25 protein-coding genes and 6 pseudogenes are annotated in these 24,408 nt (G+C 68.3%); 25 read left to right on the forward strand and 6 right to left on the reverse strand.

From position 1 onward, the window contains the following. Positions 1-119 precede the first annotated feature (119 nt). Positions 120-989 (forward strand): F510_1955 family glycosylhydrolase, encoded by an 870-nt coding sequence (locus tag ACFYO0_RS40970; protein ID WP_388686598.1) that lies wholly within the window; start codon positions 120-122, stop codon positions 987-989. A gap of 348 nt (positions 990-1,337) precedes the next feature. Here ACFYO0_RS40970 and ACFYO0_RS40975 read toward each other — a convergent pair whose 3' ends face one another. Continuing rightward, positions 1,338-2,507, reverse strand: a complete 1,170-nt coding sequence (locus ACFYO0_RS40975; RefSeq protein ID WP_388686599.1) for a lipid II:glycine glycyltransferase FemX — start codon at positions 2,505-2,507, stop codon at positions 1,338-1,340. A gap of 143 nt (positions 2,508-2,650) precedes the next feature. On the opposite strand from ACFYO0_RS40975, the gene murJ reads away from it, so the two are divergent. The 13 genes and pseudogenes from murJ to ACFYO0_RS41040 all read left to right on the forward strand — a co-directional run. Next, entirely contained in the window at positions 2,651-4,342 is a 1,692-nt protein-coding gene (murJ, locus tag ACFYO0_RS40980) for a murein biosynthesis integral membrane protein MurJ (protein ID WP_388686600.1), read from the forward strand. After that, the gene (locus ACFYO0_RS40985) at positions 4,339-4,914 is read left to right on the forward strand and encodes a SigE family RNA polymerase sigma factor (protein WP_388686601.1); all 576 of its coding nucleotides are present in this window, start codon (positions 4,339-4,341) and stop codon (positions 4,912-4,914) included. The genes murJ and ACFYO0_RS40985 overlap by 4 nt, the downstream gene beginning before the upstream one ends. Continuing rightward, positions 4,907-5,758 carry a hypothetical protein gene (locus tag ACFYO0_RS40990; RefSeq protein ID WP_388686602.1) on the forward strand — a complete coding sequence of 284 codons (852 nt, stop codon included), beginning with the start codon at positions 4,907-4,909 and terminating at the stop codon, positions 5,756-5,758. The genes ACFYO0_RS40985 and ACFYO0_RS40990 overlap by 8 nt, the downstream gene beginning before the upstream one ends. Before the next feature lie 201 nt (positions 5,759-5,959). Then, positions 5,960-6,436, forward strand: a pseudogene (locus ACFYO0_RS40995) (SulP family inorganic anion transporter); the annotation flags it as partial. Positions 6,437-6,562: 126 nt separating this feature from the next. Continuing rightward, a complete protein-coding gene (locus ACFYO0_RS41000; RefSeq protein ID WP_388686603.1) occupies positions 6,563-6,913 on the forward strand; it encodes a BlaI/MecI/CopY family transcriptional regulator in 351 nt (116 codons plus the stop codon). Next, positions 6,910-7,812 carry a M56 family metallopeptidase gene (locus ACFYO0_RS41005; RefSeq protein WP_388686604.1) on the forward strand — a complete coding sequence of 301 codons (903 nt, stop codon included), beginning with the start codon at positions 6,910-6,912 and terminating at the stop codon, positions 7,810-7,812. The genes ACFYO0_RS41000 and ACFYO0_RS41005 overlap by 4 nt, the downstream gene beginning before the upstream one ends. Positions 7,813-7,899: 87 nt before the next feature. Beyond that, positions 7,900-8,559, forward strand: a complete 660-nt coding sequence (locus ACFYO0_RS41010; RefSeq protein ID WP_388686606.1) for a class I SAM-dependent methyltransferase — start codon at positions 7,900-7,902, stop codon at positions 8,557-8,559. A gap of 349 nt (positions 8,560-8,908) precedes the next feature. Next, positions 8,909-9,073: pseudogene (locus tag ACFYO0_RS41015) on the forward strand (ISAzo13 family transposase); the annotation flags it as partial. 396 nt (positions 9,074-9,469) lie between these two features. Continuing rightward, positions 9,470-10,309, forward strand: a complete 840-nt coding sequence (locus ACFYO0_RS41020) for a transporter substrate-binding domain-containing protein (protein WP_388686608.1) — start codon at positions 9,470-9,472, stop codon at positions 10,307-10,309. A 20-nt stretch (positions 10,310-10,329) separates the two neighbouring features. Beyond that, a complete protein-coding gene (locus ACFYO0_RS41025) occupies positions 10,330-10,977 on the forward strand; it encodes an amino acid ABC transporter permease (protein ID WP_388686610.1) in 648 nt (215 codons plus the stop codon). Next, positions 10,974-11,804 carry an amino acid ABC transporter ATP-binding protein gene (locus ACFYO0_RS41030; protein ID WP_388686612.1) on the forward strand — a complete coding sequence of 277 codons (831 nt, stop codon included), beginning with the start codon at positions 10,974-10,976 and terminating at the stop codon, positions 11,802-11,804. The genes ACFYO0_RS41025 and ACFYO0_RS41030 overlap by 4 nt, the downstream gene beginning before the upstream one ends. Continuing rightward, entirely contained in the window at positions 11,801-13,030 is a 1,230-nt protein-coding gene (locus ACFYO0_RS41035; protein WP_388686614.1) for an aminotransferase class V-fold PLP-dependent enzyme, read from the forward strand. The genes ACFYO0_RS41030 and ACFYO0_RS41035 overlap by 4 nt, the downstream gene beginning before the upstream one ends. A 464-nt stretch (positions 13,031-13,494) precedes the next feature. After that, positions 13,495-13,898 (forward strand): annotated as a pseudogene (locus ACFYO0_RS41040) (transposase family protein); the annotation flags it as partial. Between the two features lie 99 nt (positions 13,899-13,997). Here the strand turns inward: ACFYO0_RS41040 and ACFYO0_RS41045 are convergent. Then, on the reverse strand, positions 13,998-14,627 hold the full coding sequence (locus ACFYO0_RS41045; protein ID WP_388686616.1) for a TetR/AcrR family transcriptional regulator: 630 nt from the start codon (positions 14,625-14,627) through the stop codon (positions 13,998-14,000). Between the two features lie 36 nt (positions 14,628-14,663). Between ACFYO0_RS41045 and ACFYO0_RS41050 the strand changes: the two genes are divergently transcribed. Further along, positions 14,664-14,990: a rhodanese-like domain-containing protein gene (locus ACFYO0_RS41050; RefSeq protein ID WP_388686618.1), complete on the forward strand. Its 327-nt coding sequence runs from the start codon at positions 14,664-14,666 to the stop codon at positions 14,988-14,990. Between the two features lie 142 nt (positions 14,991-15,132). Continuing rightward, positions 15,133-15,492 (forward strand): hypothetical protein, encoded by a 360-nt coding sequence (locus ACFYO0_RS41055; RefSeq protein WP_388686620.1) that lies wholly within the window; start codon positions 15,133-15,135, stop codon positions 15,490-15,492. A 159-nt stretch (positions 15,493-15,651) separates the two neighbouring features. On the opposite strand, the gene ACFYO0_RS41060 is transcribed toward ACFYO0_RS41055, so the two are convergent. Next, positions 15,652-16,788, reverse strand: coding sequence for an amidohydrolase family protein (locus tag ACFYO0_RS41060; protein ID WP_388686622.1), 1,137 nt, complete (start codon positions 16,786-16,788; stop codon positions 15,652-15,654). Positions 16,789-17,262: 474 nt separating this feature from the next. Here ACFYO0_RS41060 and ACFYO0_RS41065 point away from each other — a divergent pair. After that, positions 17,263-17,430 (forward strand): annotated as a pseudogene (locus ACFYO0_RS41065) (transposase); the annotation flags it as partial. Between the two features lie 90 nt (positions 17,431-17,520). Here ACFYO0_RS41065 and ACFYO0_RS41070 read toward each other — a convergent pair. After that, positions 17,521-17,880 (reverse strand): annotated as a pseudogene (locus ACFYO0_RS41070) (transposase); the annotation flags it as partial. Positions 17,881-17,943: 63 nt separating this feature from the next. Between ACFYO0_RS41070 and ACFYO0_RS41075 the strand changes: the two are divergent. Continuing rightward, entirely contained in the window at positions 17,944-18,291 is a 348-nt protein-coding gene (locus ACFYO0_RS41075) for a transposase (protein ID WP_388686764.1), read from the forward strand. 198 nt (positions 18,292-18,489) lie between these two features. Here ACFYO0_RS41075 and ACFYO0_RS41080 read toward each other — a convergent pair whose 3' ends face one another. Further along, a complete protein-coding gene (locus ACFYO0_RS41080) occupies positions 18,490-18,648 on the reverse strand; it encodes a hypothetical protein (RefSeq protein ID WP_388686624.1) in 159 nt (52 codons plus the stop codon). 74 nt (positions 18,649-18,722) lie between these two features. Between ACFYO0_RS41080 and ACFYO0_RS41085 the strand changes: the two genes are divergently transcribed. Further along, the gene (locus ACFYO0_RS41085; RefSeq protein WP_388686626.1) at positions 18,723-19,313 is read left to right on the forward strand and encodes a TlpA family protein disulfide reductase; all 591 of its coding nucleotides are present in this window, start codon (positions 18,723-18,725) and stop codon (positions 19,311-19,313) included. Further along, a pseudogene (locus ACFYO0_RS41090) lies at positions 19,310-19,870 on the forward strand (cytochrome c biogenesis CcdA family protein). Before ACFYO0_RS41085 ends, ACFYO0_RS41090 begins: the two are co-directional and overlap by 4 nt. 226 nt (positions 19,871-20,096) lie before the next feature. On the opposite strand, the gene ACFYO0_RS41095 reads toward ACFYO0_RS41090, so the two are convergent. Beyond that, positions 20,097-21,290: a DegT/DnrJ/EryC1/StrS family aminotransferase gene (locus ACFYO0_RS41095; protein WP_388686628.1), complete on the reverse strand. Its 1,194-nt coding sequence runs from the start codon at positions 21,288-21,290 to the stop codon at positions 20,097-20,099. A gap of 477 nt (positions 21,291-21,767) precedes the next feature. Between ACFYO0_RS41095 and ACFYO0_RS41100 the strand changes: the two genes are divergently transcribed. The 5 genes from ACFYO0_RS41100 (at position 21,768) to lnt (ending at position 24,405) form a co-directional block, all read left to right on the forward strand. Further along, positions 21,768-21,974, forward strand: a complete 207-nt coding sequence (locus ACFYO0_RS41100; protein ID WP_388686630.1) for a hypothetical protein — start codon at positions 21,768-21,770, stop codon at positions 21,972-21,974. Positions 21,975-21,990: 16 nt separating this feature from the next. Continuing rightward, positions 21,991-22,248, forward strand: a complete 258-nt coding sequence (locus ACFYO0_RS41105) for a hypothetical protein (protein WP_388686631.1) — start codon at positions 21,991-21,993, stop codon at positions 22,246-22,248. A 130-nt stretch (positions 22,249-22,378) separates the two neighbouring features. Continuing rightward, positions 22,379-22,834: a hypothetical protein gene (locus tag ACFYO0_RS41110; RefSeq protein ID WP_388686633.1), complete on the forward strand. Its 456-nt coding sequence runs from the start codon at positions 22,379-22,381 to the stop codon at positions 22,832-22,834. A 17-nt stretch (positions 22,835-22,851) separates the two neighbouring features. Next, a complete protein-coding gene (locus tag ACFYO0_RS41115; protein ID WP_388686634.1) occupies positions 22,852-23,433 on the forward strand; it encodes a hypothetical protein in 582 nt (193 codons plus the stop codon). 114 nt (positions 23,434-23,547) lie between these two features. Continuing rightward, positions 23,548-24,405 (forward strand): apolipoprotein N-acyltransferase, encoded by an 858-nt coding sequence (gene lnt / locus ACFYO0_RS41120; RefSeq protein ID WP_388686635.1) that lies wholly within the window; start codon positions 23,548-23,550, stop codon positions 24,403-24,405. The last annotated feature ends 3 nt before the right edge of the window (positions 24,406-24,408 follow it).

Consider the following 24,408-nt stretch of genomic DNA (forward strand, 5'->3'; position numbering starts at 1 on the left):
AAGGCCATCCACGCGCCGCGCACCGGCAAGAACATCGAGATCGTCCCGCTGGACTCCATGCCGTTCTTCGCCGCCAGCAGGCCCTGAGCACCAACGCCCCCACCGCCCAAGGAACTTCAGTGACCGCACGCCCGGCTGTCCGTACCCTGCTCGCCATGGCGGGCGCTTCGATCGCCTCCCTGGTCCTCGCCGCCTGCGGAGGCGGCACTGTCGACACGGGCGCGGCGGCGGACACGTCGGAGTCCTCGGGGGCGCTGTCCCACGTCCACGGCCTGGGTGTAGACCCCGCTGACGGGAGTGTGTACGTCGCCACCCACAGCGGTCTGTACACCGTGGCCAAGGGCGAGAAGCCGAAGCTCGTCGGCGACCGCGAGGACGACTTCATGGGCTTCGCCATCACCGGTGAGAACACTTTCATCGCCAGCGGACATGGCGCCCCCGGTAGCGACCGTCCGGGCAATGTCGGTCTGATCGAGAGCAAGGACGCGGGCCGTACCTGGACGTCCCGGTCCTTGTCGGGGGAAGCCGACTTCCACTCCCTGGACTCGGCCCAGGGCACCGTCTATGGATACGAGGGCGGCCGGATCCGGACGAGCAGCGACCTGCAGAGCTGGGAGGACGGCGCGACGCTGGAAGCCCTCGACCTCGCGGTGAACCCCAGTGGCGGCAGGCTGCTGGCCAGCACCGCGGAGGGCGTCGTCGCAAGCACCGACGGCGGGCGCACCTTCGCCAAGGGCGCCGAGCCGGTGCAGGCGTTCCTGTCCTGGCCCACGGAGAAGTCCCTGTTCGGTATCGACCCGTCCGGGAAGCTGAACAGCAGCGCGGACGGCGGCAAGACCTGGAAGCAGCTCACGGCCGTGCCCGGCGGACAGCCCCAGGACCTGACGGCCGTCAACGCCGACCACATCCTCGCCGCGACACAGACGGGCGTGTACGAGTCCCGCGACGGCGGCAAGACCTTCACGGAACTCGCGCCGCTCGCGTCGTGACACCGCAGACGGGCGGGAGATCAACGCTTCTTGCCTGAAGGACAATCGCCGGACAGCCGGATACTCAGGACGAAGACACAGCCCCAGCACCTCCCGGAGCAGCACCAACTCCGCGGTACCGCTCAGCAGACCTTCGCAGTGCGGCCAGTGGATGAGAGCAGAGCCGTGACTGCTGGCATGGTGACCACAGGCCAGCCGCCCTTTTCGATTTTTCGAGTCGGCCGACCGCCGGGCGCACCTCTCCCGCCCCGGGCGCCCAATCACACATCGAGGTCCATCCTGCTAACTTACTTAGCACCTTAGGTCTACTGTTTCCCCATGACCGATCCGCACATCACGGGGCTGCCCTCAGCGCCGTGCCAGATACCTTTGCATGGCACGGTGCAGGGCCTTGTTGACGGCGCCCTCAAGCGCCAGCTCCCATTCACCGAGCGTCTCGACGACCTGCCCTCCTGTGCCGAGCTTCCAACGCATCAGGCCGAACGGCCGCTCCTGCGGATCCAGTACGTCGGGCACGCCCCGCATGTCGTACACCTCGGCACCGAGCGCGTGCGCGTCCCGGAGCATCCGCCACTGCAGGGCGTTGCTCGGTCGCACCTCGCGGCGGTGGTCCGCGGACGCCCCCGTCTGGTACCAGGCCCGGCGCCCCGCCACGATCAGTGTGTGCGCCGCGAGCACCTCCCCGTCGTGCCACGCCAGGTACAGCCGCATGCGGCCGGGCTCCTCCGCGTTGAGTTCCTGATACTGGCGCTGGAAGTAGTCGAGCGAGCGTCCGAGCCGGAAGCCGTCGCGCTGCTCGGTGAGCTGCAGCAGCCGGTAGAACTCCGGCAGATAGTCGGCCGTACCGATACAGGGCTCGACGTCGGCCTTCGCCGCCTTCTTTATGTTGCGTCGCCACTCCTGGTTCAGCCCTGCCCACAGGTCGTCGAGGCTGCGGCCGGCGAGCGGCACCTCGAAGAGGTAGCGGGGCTGTGCATCGCCGGAGTCCCCCTCCTCGCCGCAGCGCCGCCATCCGGCCGCCCGCAGCCGGTCCGCGACGGCCGCGCCTACCGGGTCGACGAGGTCCGGCAGTACGTCCCCGACGCGGCGACCGGGACCGACCGCCTCCTTGAGCGTCGCGGCATTCCAGCGGCGGTACGGCAGCGGCGGCCCCATCCGCACCGCGAAGGCGCCGGCCGACCGGAGATGGTCCAGCAGCGGCTGAAGCAGATGCGGCAGCCGCGGGTCCGCCCAGTCCACCACCGGCCCTTCCGGCAGGTAGGCGAAGTACCGGCGAGTTCCGGGCAGTTGCCGGTACAGCACCTGGGCCGCGCCGCACTGGCGTCCCGAGCTGTCGAACCAGCCGAGCCGTTCCGCCTTCCAGCCCGCCTTCACCGCGGCCCAGGACGGGTACTGGAGGAAGCTCGCCTGTCCGGGGAAAGAGTCCAGATATCCCAGGTGCTGCTCGGCGGTCGTGGTCAGCACCTCGTGGCTGCGGGTGTGTGTGGCTTCGGACATCTGCGCCTCTGTCACGGCCATGTGGCAGGTCTCCTCGATCCGTTCCGTACTCCTCCGCCGGGAGGGCGGCGGGACAGACCCGCCTGCCTCTTGCACGCCCGGCGGCCCCGGTCTGTGGCGGGGAATTTCACCGAGCTGCTCGAGCGGCGGGGAGGACACAGGGCGTGACGGCTCAGGAACAGGCGGAAGCCGCCACGGATTCGGTTCCGAAGTCCCGTCCGACGCCCCGGCTGCGCGGCGGCGCCGTGATGATGCTGGGCTCCCTGGTGTCGCGGGCCACGGGGTTCGTCCGCGGCGCAGTCGTGGTCGCCGCACTGGGTACGGCGCTGCTCGGCGATGCCTACAACGTCGCCAACACGGTGCCGAACATCGTCTACGTCCTGCTGATCGGCGGAGCACTCAACTCGGTGTTCGTGCCGGAGCTGGTGCGGGCGGCGAAGGAGCACGCGGACGGCGGGGCCGCGTACACCGACCGGTTGCTCACGCTCTGTCTGGCCGCGCTGACCGCGATCACGACGCTCGCTGTCCTCGCCGCGCCCTGGATCGTCTCCGCGTACACCGACTACACGGGCTCCCAGCGCGACCTCACCGTCGCGCTCGCCCGTTACTGCCTGCCACAGATCCTCTTCTACGGCGTGTTCACCGTGCTCGGCCAGGTCCTCAACGCCCGCGACCGGTTCGGGGCGATGATGTGGACTCCGGTCCTCAACAACGTCATCGTGATCGCGGTGTTCGGGCTGTACCTGGTGATCGCCCGTACCGCGAGCACGGCGGACCAGGTCACGGACGGCCAGCTGCTCCTGCTCGGCCTGGGCAGTACGGCGGGCATCGCCGTCCAGGCGCTGGCGCTGCTGCCGTCGCTGCGGGCGGCCGGGTTCCGGTGGCGGCCGCGGTTCGACTGGCGCGGATCGGGGCTCGGGCGACCGGTGCGGGCCGCCGTGTGGACCCTGCTGCTGGTCCTGGTGAACCAGGTCGCGTACTGGGTGGTGACCCGGCTGTCCACCTCTGCCGGGGTGCGTGCCGTCGCCGAGGGCGTCACGGAGGGCGTCGGCTATACGGCATACAACAGCGCCTATCAGCTGTGGGTGGTACCGCAGGGCATCATCACCGTCTCCCTGGTCACCGCACTGCTGCCGCGGATGAGCCGGGCCGCCTCCGACGGTGACCTGGCGCAGGTGAGCGCCGGCCTGTCCCGGACTCTGCGTACGACGGCCGTGGCGATCGTGCCCGCCGTGTTCCTCTTCGTGGTGCTCGCGCCCCAACTCGCCGGGCTCGCCTACCAGTACGGGCAGGTGAGCGAAGCCGATACCCGAGCGATCGGCTGGGTGCTGGCGGCGTTCGCGCCCGGGCTGGCGGCCTTCTCCGCGCAGTACGTGCTCTCGCGCGGCTTCTACGCGCTCGGCGACACCCGTACGCCGTTCCTGCTGACCCTGGTCATCGCTGGCGTCAACGCGGGGCTGTCCGTGGCCTCGTACGTCCTGCTGCCCGCGCGCTGGGCGGTCACCGGCATCGCGGCCGCGTACGCGATCGCCTGTACGGCGGGCCTGTGCTGCACCGCGCTGGTGCTGCGCCGCAGGCTGGGCCGCCCCGTGGAGCGGGTCCTCGGCACGCATCTGCGACTCGGCGTCGCGTGCCTGCCGGGGGCCGGCCTGGCATACGCGGTGAGCGGCTGGTCCACAGACCGACTGGGCGGCGGCCTGGCAGGGGACGCCTCCGGCCTGGTGCTCGGCGTCGCCGTCATCGGCCTGTCGGCCGTGGTGTTGGCGCGCCCGCTGCGCATCCCCGAGGTCGGCGAACTCGTTGCTCCGCTGACCCGCCGTTTTGGAGCGAGTGGCCGTCACAGGAGGGGGCGATGACGGACAGCCAGGGGCAACCACCGGACGCACGCAGGGACTTCGAGCGCTTCTACGTCGAGAGCGTCAAGCGGCTCGTCACCGTCGTGTACGCCGTGACGGGCGACCTCGGCGAGGCGGAGGACGCGGTCCAGGAGGCGTACGCCAGGGCCTGGCCGCGGTGGGAGCAGCTGGTCGCACAAGGGGATCCGACGCCGTGGGTGCGTACAGTCGCCCTGCGCCTAGCGGTCAGCTCGTGGCGCAGGACCCGCAACCGGATCCGCGCCCACTTCCGGCACGGTCCGCCGCCTGATCTACCGGGCCTCGCGCCCGACCACGTCGCTCTGGTCGCCGCGCTGCGTCGCCTCAACCCCGAACAGCGGCGCGCGGTGGTGCTGCACCACCTCCTCGACCTCCCGGTGGAGGAGGTCGCCCGCCAGACCGGGTCGACGAGCACGGCGGTACGCTCACGGCTCATGCGCGCCCGCCGCGTCCTCAGCGCCCATCTCACCGACTCGCCGGACACGCCGACGGCACGAGCAGGCCGCACGGCGACCGCCGCACGACCCCGGCAGGAGGTCCTCCCCCATGAGTGACGGAACCCGCCGTCCCTCGCAGGACGACCTCGGCACACTGTTCCACGGCTACGCCGCCGACGCCGAGCCTCTGATCACCGTGAGCGGGGGCGTCACCGACGTGCACGAGCGGGTGGGCCGCCACCGGACCCGCCGGCTGGCGGTCACCACGGCGGGTTGCGCCGCCCTGCTCTCCATCGGCCTGTGGGGCCTGACGTCTCTGCTCGGCAGCGCGCCGGCCGACCGTCCCGAGCGGACCAACCCCGGTCTGGTCTCGGCCGCCTCGATCCTGCCCTCACCGGGCAGCGGTGGTGGTCTCCCGCGTACGGATTTACTGTCCCCGTCCGCGCTGCCTTGGAACGCCGGGTATCACTGGCGCACCACAACCACAGGTAACGGTGCCACCACTCCCCTGCCCACCGGCGGGACGGGGGACTGCGCTCTGCAGTGGTTCGACGGGACCGGCACCGAGGACCAGATCGTTCGTGCGTACAGAGGAACCAGCGGAGCGACGGCACAGCACCGCATCGCGGCGTACGCGGACAACTCCGCCGCCCAGCACGCCGTAAGACAGCTGGCCGAAGCCCTGCACAGGTGCGGCTGGCACGAGACCCGAAGTCCCGATACGCAGGACCACGGCTCGACGGCGCCCGCGCTCTACGAATACGTCCTGACGAACGGGGCGGGAGCCCCGCTGCGCGTGACGCTGGTCCAGTCCGACCACCGGGTCGCCGTGCTCGTGCTCGCCACCCAACAGGCCGACGATCACGCACACGCCGATCCCCGGACAGAGCACTGCCTGGAGCAGACCCTGAACTCCGTGCAGCCGCATACTCCTTCCCCGTCGTCGACGGGACCTTGCTGATGCCGTGGTCAGCACCCTGAGCCGCGCGGGTCAACGGAACACGCCGCCCGGGGCCGAGGGCATCAGGTTCCTGACGCCACGCATCACGGCACACCGGGCGTCGGCCTGCGGCCATGTCCGGGCGGGTCGCTCAGACATCCTCGAATGCACTAATGAACTTAGCGGAGCTAAGGGCAGGTCTCCGCTGCGCGGCCCTCTCCGCTTCCGGCCGCGCTCGGAGTCATTCCGATTCCGGCGCTCGCCGGCATCCTCGTCCACTCGGGCTTCAAGCTGATCCCGGCCAAGGAGGTGAAGGCGCTGTGGCGGGAACACCGCGGTGAGGCACTGATCCTCGTCGTCACGGCAGTGTCGATCGTCGCGGTCGGCATGTTCGAGGGCGTACTCATCGGCCTAGCCCTCGCAGTAGTCAAGACGGCCTGGGATGCCTCGCACGTCCGGCTGGAGATCATCGACAAGGGCGCCGGGCCCATTCGGGCGCACCTGACGGGCAGCGCCACCTTCCTGCGGCTGCCGAAGATCCTCGACAGTCTGGAGGCGCTGCCCCAGAACCGCCCCGTCGAGGTCAACCTGTCCGGGGTGCACCACCTCGACCACGCCTGCCGCACGGCTCTGGAGAACTGGGCGGCACGGCACAGCGCCGACGGCACCGAGCCCGTGAAGGTCACGTCGGCCGTCTGACGGACCGAGGCCGCTGTGGTACCGGGATCGCTTCCGGTACCACAGCGGCCTCCACGCCCAGGGGTCCACGCCGCATGCCAGGTACTACGCTCGCATAGTTGTAACGTCCTGGAGAGGGTGTCGGCGGTGGTCCTGGGAGCACTTGAGAGCGAGGTCATGCGAGTGTGCTGGCACGTGGGGAACCCGGTCACGGTCCGACAAGTGCTGGAAGAGCTGAACTCGGACCGAGTCCAGCCGCTCGCGTACACGACGGTGATGACCGTGATGAGCAGGCTCGCCGAAAAAGGCATGCTCAACCGCACTCCACAGGGCCGCGGTTACACATACTCCCCCACCGCGCCGGACGAGGCCGCCCTCGCCGTCCGTGAGGTACTGCGCGCTCACGGAGACGCGGCAGTCGCGCACTTCGCCGCTGAGGCAGCCCTTGATCCCGGCCTCCGTGACCGGCTGCGACGCCTGCTGGAGGAGTCGCCGTGATCGGTGCGGTGGCGTTCGACCGCGGAAGTCGCGCTTTCTGGACCCTGGTCGCCGCATCGGTGGTCATCCGTGCCGCGGTGGTCTACGTCGCGTGCTGCCTGACCATGGCGCTCGCCTGGCAGGTCGGCCGTCGCGGCACGGGCGTTCTGCTGTCCGGCAGCACCTGGGCGGGCACCGTACTCCTGGCCCTTTCGGTCATCGGCGGCGTACGATCCGCCGTCCACCTCTGGAAAGGGCTGCGCGCCACACGAGCCCTGGGCCAAGAGGTGCGAGCCCGAGCCCGTGACGACGGCACTGCCGCAGACACTCACGAGGTCAGGCACGCGGCCGAGCGCGCAGGCTTGGCCGGCCGTGTCACGCTGGTCGGCTCCAAGGCTCCGTTCGCATTCACGTACGGCCTGTTCCGCCCCCATGTGGCGGTGAGCAGTGGCCTTGCGACGACCGCCACCGGGCACGAACTCGATGCGGTCCTGGCCCATGAGGCCGAGCACGTACGCGGCCACGACCCGCTCAGGGTGTTGATCACCGGCGTCCTGGCGGCGCGACACTTCACCCTTCCGCTGTTGGGTCACCTGCGGTACACCTTCGCCGCCGACCGCGAACTCACCGCCGATCGCAGAGCGGTCGCTCACTGCGGTACGCCCGCGGTTGCCGGGGCGCTGCTGAAGGTGTCCGGCATGCCCGGCTGGGCGCTCGCCGTACCCGCCAGCGCCATGGGGTCTGCCGAGTTGCTCGACGCGCGGATCACCCAGCTCGAAGCCGGGCACCCACCACGCCTGGCGCCACCGGCCCGAGGGCAGGTGGCTGTCTCCGTCGCCGGGGTAGCCGCCTATGCCTGGGCGCTGACAGGCTCCGCCGCGCTGATCGCCGCGACACCGTTGAGCTGCATACCTGCCTGACTCCCTCTCACCTACTACACAAAGGTAGTATCTACTACGTCAACGTAGTAGCGTAGCGGCGTCACTCACCACCAGGGAGATGCCGTCATGTCCATGGCCGCAGCCAAGCGCCCGAAGGTCAAGCACCCGTTCTTCGCGCGGATCTACCCGAGGATCAACGCGTTCGCGGAGGCCCACGGCGGCCTCGATCACCGAAGGGAACTCCTCGCGGACGCCGAGGGCCACGTCGTCGAGGTGGGTGCGGGGACCGGCGCGAACTTCGCCCACTACCCGGCGAAGGTGGAGGAAGTCATCGCCGTAGAGCCCGAACCACGGCTGCGCAAGCTGGCGATGGGGGCGGCGGCCGAGTCGCCCACGTCGGTCGACGTACGCGAGGGCCGCGCGGAGGCGCTGCCAGTGCCGGACGGCTCCGCCGACGGGGTCGTCGCATCCCTCGTCCTGTGCAGCATCACCGACGTGCCCGCGGCGCTGGCGGAAGCGGCGCGCGTCCTGCGGCCCGGTGGGCGGTTGTACTTCTACGAGCACATCCGCTCGACCGATCCCCGGTTCGCCAGGAAGCAGCGCAGGATCAATCTTGTGTGGCCCCTGCTGACCGGCGGCTGCAACCTCGACCGAGACACCGAACGGGCCATCGAGAACGCCGGTTTCGCCATCGAGCACGCGCGGCACTTCGACTTCCTCGTCAACGGCCGTACGACGCCCAGCTCCCCGTGTGTCATCGGCGTCGCGCGCAAGCCGGAGAGCTGAGAAGCCATCCGCACGCCGCGTCCGGACGGTGCGAGGTCAACGTCAGGCCGGATAGGCCACGTTCGCCATCATCCCGGCCTCACCGTGGTACGCGTTGTGGCAGTGCAGCATCCCTTCCGGCGCGTGCGGACCCACGCTTCATGACGACGATCGCACCCGCCGGTCCGTTCCCGCCCGTCAACCGTTTGTCCGCGGCATCCCACCAAAGGGCCTGCACGGCAAGCCGAGCAAGAAGCATCGACACCTGCCCGATCAGCCCGAAAAGCCGTTCTGCCGCCGCCCGGAGTTCGGCGCATCGACGCAACGACGTAGGGCGGTGCTGACCAGCAGCCGCACTCGCCCCTATGGCCCGCAGGCCACCCGGCTGCTGATCACCGCGGACGCGGGCGGCTCCAACAGCTACCGCTACCGGGCCTGGAAGCCCGAACTGGCCGCCCTGGCCGCCGAGACCGGCCTGGCGATCACGGCCTTTGACTTCCCTCCTGGAACATCGAAGTGGAACAAGCTCGAGCACGGGCGGACCTTCGCCGCGAGGGCTCGGCCGGGCGCCCGCAGCTTCGCAGATGACTCCAACTCCCCTTCATACGATGGCCGTTCACCTCCTCTGGTCGGGCATGCCCGTCACGTCGCGTCGGCGCGGCGAGGCCGGGCGCGGAGATGCTCCCGCAAGACCGTTGACGCCCCGCGAGCCAACAAGGGGCGATCGCGTCGTTGTTACCTCCACGTAAATACCCCTCGGGGGTACTTGACGCCTCTCTGCGGTAAGGCGCACTCTGCGGATGCGCCCCTAACCTCCGATCAGCCGCAGCCCTCCGCCCTGCCCCCACACGCGACTTGCCCGTCATCGAGGACGAGCCGGCTTCATGCCACCGCGTAAGGCCACGACTGCTGCGTAGGAAGGACCGCGATCGTGATCACCACTCCGACTTCCTCCCGACGTCGTCGACTTGCGGCGCTGCTCGTCTCCGGAACGGTGCTGACCGCCGGCTGCTCGGCCGGCTCCTCCGCCAACACCCTCGACACGGCACGCTCGAAGGGCACCCTGAGGGTCGCACTCACCGAGGCGAACCCACCGTGGAACTTCCTCGACGCCAACAAGCCCGCCGGCTATGACGTCGACGTGGCGTATGAGCTGGCCGAGCGACTCGGCATCGACAAGGTCGAGTTCATCGGATCGGACTTCGGTAACTTCATCGGCGGTGTGCAGGCCAACCGGTTCGACATCGTCATCTCGGGCCAGACGATCACCGACGAGCGCAAGAAGCAGGTCGACTTCTCCCGACCCTACGAAGTCAACGGTGTCTCCGTATTCGTGGGCGAGGACAACACGTCCCTCACCGGCCTTCCCTCCCTGCGCGGTAAACGCATCGCGGTAACGGAGGGCACCACCCAGGCCGACTACGCCCGTACGAAGATCCCGGACGCGCAGATCAAGACGTACAAGAACGCCACGCTCGCGCTCACGGACGTCGGGCGGGGCCGGGCCGACGCGGCGCTCGTCTCGAAGTTCCAGGGCGCCTATCTCGCCGACAAGAACAACCTGCCTGTCAAGGCCTCGGGAGCGCTGCTGGAGACCGAGGTCAACGGCATGACGTTCCGCAAGGGCCAGAAGGACTTCAAGCAGAAGGTCGACAAGGCCCTGGGCGAGATGATCGACGACGGCACTCTGTCGGCCATCTCGCGCCGCTGGCTCGGCGGCCTCGACATGGCCGAAGAGCTCCGCGACCTGCCCGCAGACCAAGCGGGCTGACGGAGGGAAGGAAAGAGACCATGGATCTGATTGCCCAGGACTTCCCCGAACTCCTCAGCGCCATGGGCATCACCCTGATGCTTGGAGTGGTGTCCTTCGTCCTCGGATTCGCCCTCGGCGCGCTGGTGGGACTGGCCAGGATCTCCCGGTTCCGGCTTCTGAAGGGGCTCGCCATCGCCTACGTGTCGGTATTCCGGGGGACACCACTGCTGATCCAGATCATGCTGGTCTACTACGGTCTCCCGCAGATCGGCATCATGATCGAGCCAGTCCCGTCGGCGATCCTCGCGCTCACGGTGTATGCCGCCGCCTACCTCAGTGAGAACTTCCGCGCCGGCATCATCGCCGTCGACCACGGACAGTGGGAGGCGGCCCACTCGATGGGCATGCCGTACTGGAGGATGCTTCGCCGGATCGTCGCCCCGCAAGCGGTGCGGGTCGCCCTGCCTCCCATCGGCAGCCGGTTCATCGCGCTGATGAAGGACACCTCGCTGGCCTCTGCGGTCACCGTCGTCGAGCTCACCAGGGCCGCGGAGAGCATCGGCAGCTCGACGTTCCGCTACATGGAGGCGTTTCTCGTGGCGGGTGCGGCCTACTGGCTGATCAACACCCTGCTGTCCGTGGGCCAGGGCGCTCTGGAGCGCCGGTTGGGGAGGGCGTACGCATGAATCGGACGGACCAGATAGACATACGCGGCCTGCACAAGCGGTTCGGAGCGCTCGAGGTGCTGAAGGGCGTCGACCTCACCGTGGCTCGCGGAGAGGTGGTCGTGGTGATGGGGCCCTCGGGCTCCGGCAAGACCACACTCATCCGCTGCATGAACCTGCTGGAGGAGCCCGACGCCGGCACAGTGGCCATCTGCGGCTGCTCCGTGGAGTGCGGCGGCGCGGTGCGCAGGCGGGAGCGCGTCCGGAAGGTGCGGACGATCCGGCACCGTACCGCCATGGTGTTCCAGCAGTTCAACCTGTTCCCTCACATGACAGCCCTGGGCAACGTCATCGAAGGACCGCTCTCCGTGCGGCGTATGCCCAAGGACACCGCCGTGGCGCTGGGCAGGGAACTGCTCGACCGGGTCGGACTCACCGACAAGGCCGCCGAGTACCCCTCCCGGCTGTCCGGCGGCCAGAAGCAGCGGGTCGCCATCGCCCGGGCGCTGGCCATGGAACCGGAAGTCGTCCTCTTCGACGAGCCGACCTCGGCACTCGACCCCGAGCTGCATGCGGAGGTCCTGGAAGTGATGCGCGAACTCGCACACGACGGCATGACCATGGTCGTCGTCACCCACGAAGTGGAGTTCGCCCGGGAGGTGGCCGACCGGGTGGTCTTCATGGACAGCGGTGTCGTCCTCGAATCAGGGCGCCCGCAGGATTTCCTGAACCATCCGGTCCACCCTCGCGCGAAGGCGTTCCTGCGCCTCGTCGCGCACGATGCGCCAGACCCGAAGGCCGTGGAGGAAGGGTCACAGAAGCCGACACGATGGGAGCACGCGAGTTGACGGCTACACGAAACGTGCGGCAGCCGGCGTGGAACAGGGACTACTCGCCGGAGGACGTCGCCCGGGCGCGCGCCGACACCCCGGGATGCACCAAGGTGGCACACTTCAACAACGCCGGCGCCGCACTGATGCCCCGGCAGGTCGTCGACGCGGCCACCCGCCACCTGCACTTGGAAGCGGACATGGGCGGCTACGAGGCAGCCGCTCACGCCTCCGAGAGCATCGAGTCGATATACGACTCCGCGGCTCGACTCCTCGGCTGCGACCGCGACGAGATCGCACTGGTCGACAACGCCACCCGCGCCTGGGACATGGCGTTCTACGGCATCCCGTTCCGCCGCGGAGACCGCGTCCTGACCAGCATGGCCGAGTACGGCAGCAACTTCATCGCGTATCTGCAGGTCGCCGAGCGGTACGGGGTCCAGGTGGACGTCATCCCCAATGACGAGTACGGACAGATCTCGGTCGACTCCCTGCGGGCGGCGGTGGACGAGCGGGTCCGGGTCATCTCGGTCACCCATGTCCCCACCAACGGGGGCCTGGTGAATCCCGCAGCCGAGGTCGGCAAGATCGCCCGCGCGGCGGGGGCGCTGTACCTCCTCGACGCCTGCCAGTCGGTGGGGCAACTCACCGTCGATGTCGGGAAGATCGGCTGCGACCTACTCTCCACCACCGGTCGCAAGTATCTGCGCGGACCGCGCGGGACCGGGCTGCTCTATGTGCGCCGGGCAGTGCTCGACCAGCTTGTCCCGCCGGTTCTCGATCTGCATGCCGCCACCTGGACGGCCCGTGACCGGTACGAAATGCGGTCGGACGCACGCAGGTTCGAGACCTGGGAGGCCAACTACGCCGCTCAGCTCGGCCTGGGCGCCGCCATCGACCACGCCCTCGGGTGGGGACTGCCCCGGATCCAGACGCGTGTCACCGCACTCGCGGAGTCACTGCGGGGGCAGCTCGCGGAGATCCCCGGCGTGCGCGTCAGAGACCTGGGTGTCCAGCGTTGCGGCATCACCACCTTCACGGTGGACGGCGCCGACGCGGATCGGGTGAAGTCGTCCCTGGCCGGGCAGGGAATCAACATCAGCGTGTCCCGGACGCCCTCCACCCGCCTGGACATGGACGACCGCGGCCTCAAGGAGGTCCTCAGGGCATCGGTCCACTACTACAACACCGAGGACGAGATCGGCGCCCTCGTCCGAGCCGTCCGCACCTGTACCTGTACCTGACCAAGGCTGCCACCTACGGCTTCGTGTGAACGAGAGGCCAAGTGACGCCGTGCGAGCACGGGCCAAGTGCTCATGCACGGCGTCACTCCGTGTCCCTCGCCGAGCCCTTCGCATACTTCGTCACCGGTACGCTTCGTCCAATCCAGTGCCGGAATGCATGGTGTGACTCTCCCTATGCCTTCCTCCGCGCCCTCCTTCGTGCCCGACCTTCGACCACGAAGCCGTCGACGCGCTCATCCGCCGGTGGCGGGACGACTCCGGCGGTACCACAGCACCCTGATCGTCTCAACGCCGTCGGCCGCACGTGGTGACTCCAGCAACCGCATCAGGTCAAACTGGGACAAGGTCATCGTGCACCCCCTTGGTCGAACTGCCCGTTCGCCAGGGAGACTTACGACGCTGTCGGCTATTGGGGATCGCGACCATGGCCGTGACGTGTAGGTGGCCGCACGGGTTCTTCGAGTGTGACCAGGAAGTGGGCCCGTGCGGCCTTGTCCCATCCTGCCTTCACGGGCATCTCGCGCGCACATCTCGGCGGTTTGATCGAAGAGTTGGCCGGCCCATGGCAGGCGAGGCGGGAGTCCGTGCTGCGCCAGCGCCGGGGCGCAGAGCGCCGGCGTCAGGCCGCGGCCGGGCGCAAGCCCGTGCTGGTGTTCACCGACCGGGTGCTGGTCGCCCTCGTCCATCTACGCAGCCAGCTCCCGCATGCCGCGCTCGCCGAGCTGTACGGCGTGGGCCGTTCCACCGTCACCGAGGCCATCGGCGAGATCCGGCCCTTGCTCGCCGACCGCGGCTTCGCCGTCCCCGACCGCCTGGCCTGCGGCTGCGCACCCTCGCGGATGTCTTCGCCTATGCCGCCGCCGAAGGTGGTGGCCGCGACCTGGGTCAGGACGTCGATGCAGGCATGTTGACTGAACTAACTTAGAGGTCGCGCGGATAGGTGTGGGTTCATGACTCGGCCCTTGCCCTACGGGCTGGGGGGTTGCATCGCCGAGCGGGCGAGGCGGATGAGGCCGGCTCGGATCCGTTGTTCGCCGAGTTCCGGCAGGAGTGCGGCCACGTGTTCGGCGGCCAGCGCGGCGAGCAGGGCGTGAGCGGTGTGTTCGGGGTCGGGTGTGGTGCCCAGCAGGATCGCTGTGTGGCGGTGCCAGAACCGGTAGGCCCCGATCCGGTACCGGGCGCCGACCGCGGCGGTCTCCGAGGTGCGGATGAGAGCCAGGTTCTCCAGCAGGTAGTCGACATAGGCGTCGACGAACGCGGTGAGCCGCTCCTCTGCGGCGGCTCCAGGGCCAAGCGGTGGCGGTCCGTGCAGGATCGCCTCTTGCAGCACGCGTTCTCGGGCGTCGAGGAGTGCGGCGGCGAGCCCGGACTTGTCGCCGAAGCGGCGGTACAGGGTGCCCTTGCCGACACCGGCGGCCTCGGCCACCTGGTCCATGGAGACCGCTTCCACCCCGTGCTCGGCGAACAGCCGCGCGGCCGCCTCCAGCACGGCGGCACGGTTGCGTGCCGAGCGTGCCTGCTCTTTGGGCGGCGGGGTGCGCAGGAGCTCCAGCAGCATTGCAGAATCGGACTGCGGTCCGTTATCGTCGTGAGCCACGACCGGACTATAGTCCGATTCTTGAAAGGCAGGGGCATGACCGCACTCATCACACGAGACAAGCTCAAGGCAGCCATGGACGCGGACAGCGTGACCGTCGTCGACACTCTGGGCGGCGAGTACTACGCCAAGCAGCACCTGCCCGGTGCACTCGAACTGGTCCTGGCCGACGTCGACGCCCAGGCGTCCGCCCTGCTCCCCGACCGCGACGCCGCGATCGTCACCTACTGCTCCAACCCGGCGTGCCCCAACAGTGGACAGGTCGCCGACCGGCTCACCGCTCTCGGATACACCAATGTCCGCAAGTACCGTGAGGGCATCCAGGACTGGGTGGAGGCGGGCCTTCCCACCGAGTCCGCCTGACCCCACCCCGGGGGAGCGCAGCCCGAGAAGCCCTGCCCTCCCCCGGACAGCCACGCATCCATGCACATACCTCTCCCACCCCGCGACGCAGCCATGGAACCTGGGGCAGTGGATTCAGGACACCATCCAGGCGTGGTCAGAGGTGTGCTGGGACGAACTTGACCTCGACGCGGACGAGGACCCCCGGCTGCTCTTCGGCCTCAAGGAACTCACCTTCGGTACCCGAGACGGGCTGTGGCCGATCGCAAGCACCGACCGCGGCGAGACCATCTTCCTCCTCCCCGGATCTGCCACCCCGCGGCTCCTGGTCGAGGACGGAGAGATCGGCTGGGCGGAATACCGCATGAGTTTCGCCGAGTGGCTGTACCGCTATCTGATCGGCGAGGACATGGGCGGCCCCAACAGCTCCGCCTTCTACCCAGGCCCCGTAAAGCTCGAAGACCTTCCTATGACCGCCAACGAACGTCCTGAGCCCCAGTACGGCCCAGACCGCGGGATGTGATGCGCCAACCGCACGGGCAAGAAATGACAGCCCCAAACGAGATGACCTCTTAGAAGAGCCTGTATGAGACCGCGTTATGGGGCAGCCGCGCATCGCATACTTCGGCCGTACTCTCGCCTTACAGCAAAGCATTCTTTCACTCCGGCCGACGCTGGCGTATCACTTCACGGGCACTTTCATTCTGAACAGTTTCTCTGCATTTCGGAATGCAATCTTTTCCTTGTCTTCGCGTGGCAAATCGACTCCGCGGAACCAGTCGGTCTGCTCCTTTATGTCCGCGAACGGGTAGTCGGTTGCGAACATCACTCGATCCACGCTTATGTACTTCAGCAGGAGATCGAGCAGTTCGGTCTGGGGGAATGCGCTGGTTGTGACCCAGAAGTTGTCCTGGAAGTATTGCCCGATGGGCTTCTCGAGCGAGTCTTTGGTCGGCTCGCCCATGTCATTGACGATCCGCTCGTAGTAGAAGGGAAGACCTTCGCCCATGTGGCCGATGATGATTTTCAGTTTGGGGAATCTGTCGAAAACCCCGTACGCGATCATCCGAATGCATTGGGTCAGCACCTCCTGGTGCCAGCCATATCCAGACCCACTGAAAATGTAGTCTTGGTACTCTTCCGTGTATTTAGACCGTGTGGTGCTGTAGTAGATCTTGAAGACCTCGTCAGCTGGATAGCCGGGATGCAGGTAGATCGGCACATCGAGAGCAACGGCACGTGCCAGCACAGGCTCGAAATCGGGATGATCGAGATACTTCTTCGCGATGTGTCCGTTGGTCAGTGCGCCCAAGAAGCCATCTTCCCGAACCGAGCGTTCCAGTTCGTCCGCCGCCGCCTCCGGGCTCTGCAAGGGCAAGGTGGCGAAAGCCTTGAAGCGGTCCGGATATTTGGCGATTGGCCCGTCTACAAGTTGCCGGTTAAGACGATAGGCAAGGTCGATGCCCCTCTGCCCAGGGACACTTTGTACGGAGGGTGTATGAGCAGAGAGGATTTGAACGTTGAGTCCCCCCGCATCCATATCGCCGATGCGGCGTTGGCCTAGATCCGAAAGACCAATCTCCTCAAGGAACGCTATGTGATCCTGATTGATGGAGTTCAGCTTCAACAACGTGGGAGTCGAAAAGGTCTCCTCCGTGCCGATGAAGGGCAGGTCCTGGTCCCGCCGTGAAATGTCCGAAGTCTTGTCCGAAGTCTCGTTCTCGCTCGCTTCCGAGAGAATGGCGTGCGTGGACAAGCCGGCACCAATGCCAAGTGCCGTGCTGGCGGTGAGAAAGCCGCGGCGTCCCATGGGCTTCATGTCAGTCCCTCTCTTCAGGCGTTTGTGTGGTGATGTATCCGTACGACATCCGTCTGCGAGATGCTTCAGGGGTCTTCGCGTCCTGCTCGCGCACCGCGGCAGCGCTCAGGTCGAGGAACCGCTCGCCGGTGCGCAGCGGCTGTGGTGGAGTTGACGACCGCCCGCGTGCGCGCTGTGCGGACCGGCCGCGGCGGGCCCCGCACTGTTGTCGGCGTGTGACCCGCATGCGGCGACAGAGAACGTCGTCGCCAGCGCCCTGGTGGCCGCCTCGAACCGCAACCGGCCGGGCTGCGCTTTCCCCGATGGTGCTGCGTCGACTGCCATCACTAGCCTTCTACATACGAGTTGAATCGCTTATCCGCATGCCTACTTCCTACCGAGCGAACCTGAGACGAACGTTAAAGAGCTGCTCACGCGCTCTGCTAAATGATCAGTTGTGGGAGCTTCTCGAGCCGTTGCTTCCGCCGTGGCCCGATGAAGGCGCCCGGTCCGCGGCCGGTGCCGGATCGGCAGTGCCTGCAGGGCATCTTGTACGTGCTGCATACCGGGATCGGCTGGGAAGACCTTCCGCAGGAACTCGGCTTCAGGTCAGGCATGACGTGCTGGCGGCGGATCAAGCGGTGGATCAACGCCGGGGTGTTCGACGATCTGCATCGGATCCTGCTTGCCCAGCTGAACGCGGCAAACGAGATCGACTGGTCCCGGGCGGTGATCGACGGCAGCCACATCGACACGAAAAAGGGGGTCCCGGACCTTGAGTTCGCCCCCATTTCTATCCCCCACGTGAGCGGAGTCGAGGACCACGCGCGAGACGTCAATGAGGCCGGCGTCATCGAGTCGGTGCAGCACCGTCTCGTGCGGCCGGCCCCACACCCCGGCCCGCGACCAGATCAGGAACCGGCGGTGCGCGGTCGACTTCGATATCCCGAAACACGGCGGCAGACCCCGCCAGGCACAACCGCTGACCAGCACGTAGATGATCGCCGCGAACAGCGTCTCATCAGGCGTGTCCTGCGTTCCGCCGCGCTGTAGCCGCACCTTCGACGGTGGGATCAGCGACTCGGCAATCTCCCACAGCCCGTCCGGAACAATTCAACTCCACGTACCCCGCCCCATGAACAACCCAGCGAGCGATCACCACATAGGACACCGTAGCTGGTCGCACCGTTGCTGCCGTCGTTCAACTCCCGTCCGCAGGGCGGCGGGACCGCTCCGTGTGACGAGCGGGCCGTGTTCACGGCGGTCGTGTATGTGCTGACCAGCGGGTGCGCCTGGCGGCATCTGCCGGAGACGTTCGGCGTCTCGCCCGCGACCGCGCATCGCCGGTCCACGTGCGAGCGGCTCGGCCGGCACCGCTGGAAGATCGAGCGGTCGAACGTCTGGCTGTTCGGCTTCCGCCGGCTCACCGTCCGGTACGAGCGAAAGGGATCTCACTTCCTCGCCCTCCTCGGCCTCGCAGCCGCCCTCACCTGCTACAAGAAGCTCGCGAAACTCGCCACGTGAGACATCCCCTAAAGACAATGCCGTTGGGCTGTACATCTTCGAGTACAAGGGTCACTGAGTTGATCTGAGCCCGGCGGGGCCCACACCGCATCAGAGCCGCAACTGGGGCCCCGCCGACGCCTGCTTGCACCTCAAAGAGCATGGCCCGACCCAGCGACCCCGGCCAGTCCGACAGCGCGAGAGCTTCCGCCCGCCACGTCAGCCGATGGTCCTGGAACAGTCACCGGACACGACGAGCCGCAGCCTCAGACACAGCCCCAACACCCGCTTGAGCAGGACGACTTCGACAGATCCCACCCCGCACAGCGACCGGCAGGGGTGGCTCGAGGTTGCCAGCGGCATCTCTCCGATACGCATACACCGGAGCATACCCCCTAGGCGTATATCGAGAGGAAGGAAAACCTCATGTCAACCGTCAGCCCCCGGCGCTGGTGGGACAGGCTGCGGGCGCGGGCGCGGCCGCTCTGCTGCTCGCCGCGTGCGGCACGAGTACGACTTCCGGCTCGTCGGACACCGAGAAGGCGGCCGCCTCCAGCACCCAGGAGGGACTGACCGAGTACTTGACAGGCAAACGGCCAATGGTTCCCACGCTCAGCGGCGAGACGATCATCGGCGACCAGTTGGACCTGGCCGATCTGCGCGGCAACGTGATCGTGCTCAACGTGTGGGGATCTTGGTGCGCTCCGTGCCGGGCCGAGGCACCCGACCTGAAGAAGGTGTCCGAGGAGACCCGTGACGTCGGCGTGCGGTTCGTCGGCATCAACACACGGGACAACGACGCGGCGGCGACGGCCTTCGAGCGGAACTACGGCATCACGTACCCCAGCTTCCGCGACCCGGACGGCAAGCTCCTCCTGGGATTCAACGGACGCATCCCGCTGTCCGCGGTTCCCAGCTCCGTGATCATCGACCGTGACGGACGCATCGCCGCCCGCATCATCGGCCGGACCACGTACACGACGCTGAGCGAGCTGGTGACGGATCTCGCCACGGAGAAGAACGGCGGAGGTACGGACGAGTGACGTTGGCCGCCGGTGTCGGCGAAACGGTCCTGGCGGGCCCTCTCGTCCTCACCCTCCTCCTGGCCCTCGCCGCCGGAACGCTCTCCTTCTTCTCGCCCTGCTGCCTGCCCCTGATCCCTGGCTATCTCTCGTACGTCGCCGGGCTGCTCGACAAGCTGCCGCTGGCCGGTTTCAGCCGGCGACCCTCCTTCCGGCCCGGTACGGGCCTCGCGGGCGCGCCGCTGCTCGGCGCCCTCTTCGCGATCGGCTGGACGGCGTGCATCGGCCCCACCCTCGCGGCCGTCCTTTCCCTGGCGGCGGACAGTGCGAGCGCCGGGCGCGGGGCCGTCCTTTCGTTCACGTACAGCCTGGGCCTCGGGCTTCCCTTCCTGCTCGCGGCCGCGTCGTTCGACGGTGTGATGCGGCGCTTCACCTGGGCACGGCGGCACGCGCGGGCCGTGATGTGAGTCGGTGGAGTACTGCTGCCGGCGGTGGGAGTCATGCAGGTGACCGGCTGGTGGGGGCAGCTCATCGCTCAGCTTCAGACACCGATCGCAGGTTTCCAACTCCCACTCTGAGTCCGCCCGTGGCACTGGGAGTGGGCAGGTTCGCCGTTCCGGATACGAGCCCGCGCGGGCGAACTGTCCCTCCCCAGCCTGTACGGGCAGCACTCGAAGCGACCTCGCCGAGGCGGCGCAACTCTGGCCCGCACAGCCGCGGCACAAGCGGCGTGTCCCGTAAGCGGCGGATGCGATGCGCCCGGCCGACGGAGGCCGAGAGGAGGCCGAGGCCGGGAAATCACACTCACGGCGCCTGGTCGCGGAGGGCCGGGCTCGGAAACGGATCCGCCGGCTGCGGAGCCTCCCGTTGGAGCAGGCGTATCATCCTCCGCGCCAGGAGGGGGTCCACCGGCAGCGCGTGCGCCGCGAACCAGCGGGCCGCTTCAGGCGCCGGGGACGGCTCCACGAACTCGGGTCCGGCGAAGTCGTCCAAGGGCGGGTCGTACAGGTACCCGATCACGACACCGCACCGCTCCAGACGTGCCACCAGCTTGTCCCGGTCGCGCACCATCAGGGGCACACGGAACAGCGGCGGCACGTGGCGATCCTGCACTCCCTCCGCGACCGCGTCCCGCACGCCTGCAGCAGCCCAGACGGTGCCGCCCAGCAGCCTCGCCCCCTCACGCCGCCGAGACAGGTCCGCGTCCAGGCCACTCATCCGCCGCCTCAGCGTGCGCTGCAGAACGCGTCCGTGTTCCCTGCGGTATCCGTGCAGATCGACTCGCACCCAGCGGTCGAAGGCTCCCAGGTCCGGACTGCGGCCCACCCCCTCCCGCAAGTGCCGTTCCTGGAGCTCCATACGAAAGCGTTCGCGTTCCAACAGCCCCAGGGTCCGCATGGTCTTCCACACGGGTCGGACCAGATGGAGCCGCTGTACCGCAGCGCGCGCGACAGGGCGCAGCGTGTACGCCAAGTCCCGATGCAGCTGCCGCGGCGCCAACAGCTCATCACGCAGTTGTTCCAGCGCCTTGCGGTCCGCTGGATCCTCCAGCGCCAGGAACCCGCCACCGGTCGCCCCCGCATGCTTGCCCAGGCTGAAAGCCGCAGCTGTTCCGAAGGCGCCGATCGGGCGGTCTCCCACCGTCGTACCGATCGCGTGTGCCGCGTCCTCAAGGAGGGGGATGCCCATGCGGTCGCACCGAGTGCGCAGTTCGTCCGCGTCGTCCGGCATGCCGTAGACGTTGGTCGTCAGCACCGCGCCCACGCTGCGCCAGGTCGATTCCGGCACCGCGCGGATGTCGATGTTCCCGTCCCGAGAGGACACCGGCGCCATAACGGGACGCAGCCCGGCTGCCAGCACGACGAACACCATGACGTCGTCGTTGACCGGCGACATCAGCACGCTTCCACCTGGAGCGCACCAGCGGCGTAGCGCCAGGTACACGGCCAGTCTGCACGACGGGACATACACGCACTCACGGCCGAGCCGCTCACGCATCAGATCCTCGAGGGCACCGCCGACCGACGGCGATGGATGTGGAGACTCTCCTGACCGCACGGCTCTCCCTATCCATTCGATGCGGTCACCCGAGACTTTCGGAGACAAGGAGAGTCGTGCGGGATGACCAGCTCCCAACCGGTGACCGGTGGCGTTCTTTGAGGGCGGGATCACAGCGGGCGGAAAGAAGGCGGCCGCTGGAGATCGAGTGTCGGCTACCGAATGAGACACTAAGCTCATTAGTAAATAAAGGCAAGCGCATCGCCTCCGGCCTGCACGCGCACACCCGACCATCGACCTCGCCGACCGCGCCGCAGCCAACCAGGCCCACCCCCACCCAGAGACACCCTCAGTAACAGGTCTGCCACACACTGCGACCGAGTGCGCCCGGACTGGCGTCAACGTTCCCGTTTACCTAAACTACTTAGTAGCTAGAGCGGGTTCGATGAGCGCCCCGCAGCCCACCGGGAGGGCCTCATGCCTCAGTTTCTGTATCCACTGCTCCTCCTGGCCTGCCCGATCGGCATGGGCCTGATGATGTGGTTCATGACGCGCGGGGGGCTGCGCGTATCACGGCGAGGCACCTCGATCGACTCACCCGCGGCACACTCCGAGCTGAACGAGCTGCGCAAGGAAGTCGCCGCGCTGCGCGCCGCACAGAAGGACACACGCGGAACCTTGTGAACTGGGCCGTGGCCCCATGGCCGCGATAGCGATACTGATCGGCGGCCTGCTTCTCGCCGCGATCTATTACGACATAGCCCGGCTGGTCAGCACACACCAGAGCCGGTGCCCTCCCCTGGCCCGCGTCAGGGGAAGGCGCGCGGCGCTCGAGGACGAGGAGCGGTGGCGCGCCGACCTGCCGCTGCACGGACGGATCGACACGCGCTCCCACCAGCGACGCATGAGCGGCCTTGCCCGCAGCCGACGCGTCGTCGAACCCCGCCCTCGCCACTGATCAAGCCCTTCATTGTTACTAAGTCAATTAGTGGCTTAACATGGCTGCCAGCCGCCGACCGGAGGCCGTTGTCAGGCTCCCCGGTTTGACGTGCCGCCCGGTCGGCGGCCCGATCCCGAGGAGCAGCCTCATGCGCACCTGGCCCGCCCGCAGATGGCTCCTGGCAGCAGCGGTCACGGTGATCGCCGCACTCGTCATCGGCGTCCCGACGGGCGTGGTACCGACCCCCTTCTACACGCGGATGACCCCCGTGCTCTGGTGGAACTACCCGGTGTGGCTGGTCAGCTCCGTACTGGAGGGCCTCCTCGTGGCCACTTACGTCCGCATCGGCCCAGCCGAAGCCCCCGAGGCCGCGCTGCCCGAGCGTCCCCGCACCGCTCGCGCCCTCGGTGCGGGTCTACTGTCCGTCTTCGCGGTCGGCTGCCCGATCTGCAACAAGCTCGTGGTGCTGGCCATCGGCGTCAGCGGCGCCCTGTCGTACTTCGCTCCGCTGCAACCGGTACTCGCCGCCGTCTCGGTGGCGCTGCTGGTCCACGTGCTCGTACGACGACTGCGCACCGCGAACGTCTGCCCAGTACCTTCGTGAGGGCCGGACCACCGCGCGTGACCCGCCGCCCCACTGCGGCCACGCTCCGGTCCTGGGCAGCCGCCTGCGCTGGTGGACTGCTGCTCTACGCCTCATTCCCGCCGGTCGGATGGTGGTTCCTGGCCGCGCTCGGCCCGGCTTTGCTGATCCTGGCGGTGCGCGGACGGCGCCCCCGGTCCGCCTTCGCCTCGGGCGGGATCTTCGGTATCGCCTTCCTCGCCCCGCTGATCGTCTGGCTGGCGAACCTCGGTCTGGTTCCGTGGCTCGCCCTCACGGCGGTCCAGGCCCTGGTCTTCGCGCTCGTCGCGATGCCGCTGCCCCGTTTGATCGCGCTGCCGGGCTGGCCTATGTACACCGCTGCGTGGTGGGTGGCCTTGGAGGCGGTACGTGGCCGGGTTCCGCTCGGCGGCTTCCCCTGGGGTCGGCTGGCCTTCGGTCAGGCGGACGCACCCCATGCCGCCTGGGTCGCTATCGGCGGCGGCCCGGCCCTTTCCTTCGCTGTCGCGTTCCTGGGATCGCTGCTGGTGTACGGCCTGACGGCGTGGCGCAACGGCCATCGGCAGCCAGCGCGGCCGTATGCCTCGGCGCGGTCGCCCTGATCGCGACACCGCTCGCCCTCCCAGCCCCGGGGACATCCGGGCCGAGCGCCGTGGTCGCCGTCGTCCAGGGCAACGTCGAACGCAAGCGCACGCTGGAGGAGCAGGCTGGCCCGGGTGCGCAACGTCGCACAGAACCACGCCCGCGAGACCAAGGCCCTGGCCGACGCCGTACGCCGAGGCGAAGTCCCTCGACCGGACATCGTCCTGTGGCCGGAGAACTCCCTCGACGGCGACCCGGGGCGCAATCCGGAGCTCGGCTCCCTCGTCGCCGACTCGGTCCGGGAGCTGGACAGCCCCCTCCTCATCGGCGCCATGCTGGAAGCCCCCGGCGAGCGGGCGTACAACGCCGGCCAGCTGTGGCTGCCCGGCCAGGGCCCGGCTTCCTGGTACGCCAAGCGCCAGCTCGTACCCTTCGGCGAGTACATCCCTGCACGTTCGCTCCTCGGCGGCCTCAGCGCGCTCCAGCTCATCCCCCGCGACCTCCTGCCGGGCACCTCGACAGCCCCGCTGGATGCGGGGCGGGTGCGGCTCGGTGACGTGATCTGCTACGAGATCGCGTACGACGACCGGGTCCGCGACACCGTCCGGGCGGGCGCCGACCTCCTCGTGGTCCAGACGAACAACGCGACGTACGAGCGCGGTATCCAGGCCGGGCAGTCCGAGCAGCAGCTGGCGATGGCCCGCATCCGCGCAATCGAGTACGGACGGGCCGTCGCCCTTGCCTCGACGAGCGGGGTGAGCGCCATCGTCGGACCGGACGGACAGGTCATGGACTGGCTGGGGACCTGGCGTGGCGGCCACCTAGTGGAGCGGGCGCCGCTTGCTTCGGGGCTCACCCTCTCCGAGTGGCTGGGCGTGTGGCCCGAGGTGCTGCTGGGAGCGCCCGCTCTCGTCGGCCTGGCGCTCTCGCTGCGTCGCTCGCGGCGCAGCGGAGCCGCAGCTCATACACCTGCTTCCACGGCACGGGCCTGATCA

The sequence above is a fragment of the Streptomyces sp. NPDC006365 genome (genome assembly GCF_042870755.1).
GTDB classification, from domain to species: Bacteria; Actinomycetota; Actinomycetes; order Streptomycetales; family Streptomycetaceae; genus Streptomyces; species Streptomyces xiangluensis.

What these genes read in the sequence shown, in the direction of transcription:
- ACFYO0_RS40975 (WP_388686599.1), bottom strand. Translation starts at nt 2,507, where the DNA reads ATGGCCGTGACAGAGGCGCAGATGTCCGAAGCCACACACACCCGCAGC.
- ACFYO0_RS40985 (WP_388686601.1), top strand. Translation starts at nt 4,339, where the DNA reads ATGACGGACAGCCAGGGGCAACCACCGGACGCACGCAGGGACTTCGAG.
- ACFYO0_RS40990 (WP_388686602.1), top strand. Translation starts at nt 4,907, where the DNA reads ATGAGTGACGGAACCCGCCGTCCCTCGCAGGACGACCTCGGCACACTG.
- ACFYO0_RS41010 (WP_388686606.1), top strand. Translation starts at nt 7,900, where the DNA reads ATGTCCATGGCCGCAGCCAAGCGCCCGAAGGTCAAGCACCCGTTCTTC.
- ACFYO0_RS41025 (WP_388686610.1), top strand. Translation starts at nt 10,330, where the DNA reads ATGGATCTGATTGCCCAGGACTTCCCCGAACTCCTCAGCGCCATGGGC.
- ACFYO0_RS41030 (WP_388686612.1), top strand. Translation starts at nt 10,974, where the DNA reads ATGAATCGGACGGACCAGATAGACATACGCGGCCTGCACAAGCGGTTC.
- ACFYO0_RS41050 (WP_388686618.1), top strand. Translation starts at nt 14,664, where the DNA reads ATGACCGCACTCATCACACGAGACAAGCTCAAGGCAGCCATGGACGCG.
- ACFYO0_RS41060 (WP_388686622.1), bottom strand. Translation starts at nt 16,788, where the DNA reads ATGAAGCCCATGGGACGCCGCGGCTTTCTCACCGCCAGCACGGCACTT.
- ACFYO0_RS41080 (WP_388686624.1), bottom strand. Translation starts at nt 18,648, where the DNA reads ATGCGTATCGGAGAGATGCCGCTGGCAACCTCGAGCCACCCCTGCCGG.
- ACFYO0_RS41095 (WP_388686628.1), bottom strand. Translation starts at nt 21,290, where the DNA reads ATGCGTGAGCGGCTCGGCCGTGAGTGCGTGTATGTCCCGTCGTGCAGA.
- ACFYO0_RS41100 (WP_388686630.1), top strand. Translation starts at nt 21,768, where the DNA reads ATGCCTCAGTTTCTGTATCCACTGCTCCTCCTGGCCTGCCCGATCGGC.
- ACFYO0_RS41105 (WP_388686631.1), top strand. Translation starts at nt 21,991, where the DNA reads ATGGCCGCGATAGCGATACTGATCGGCGGCCTGCTTCTCGCCGCGATC.
- ACFYO0_RS41110 (WP_388686633.1), top strand. Translation starts at nt 22,379, where the DNA reads ATGCGCACCTGGCCCGCCCGCAGATGGCTCCTGGCAGCAGCGGTCACG.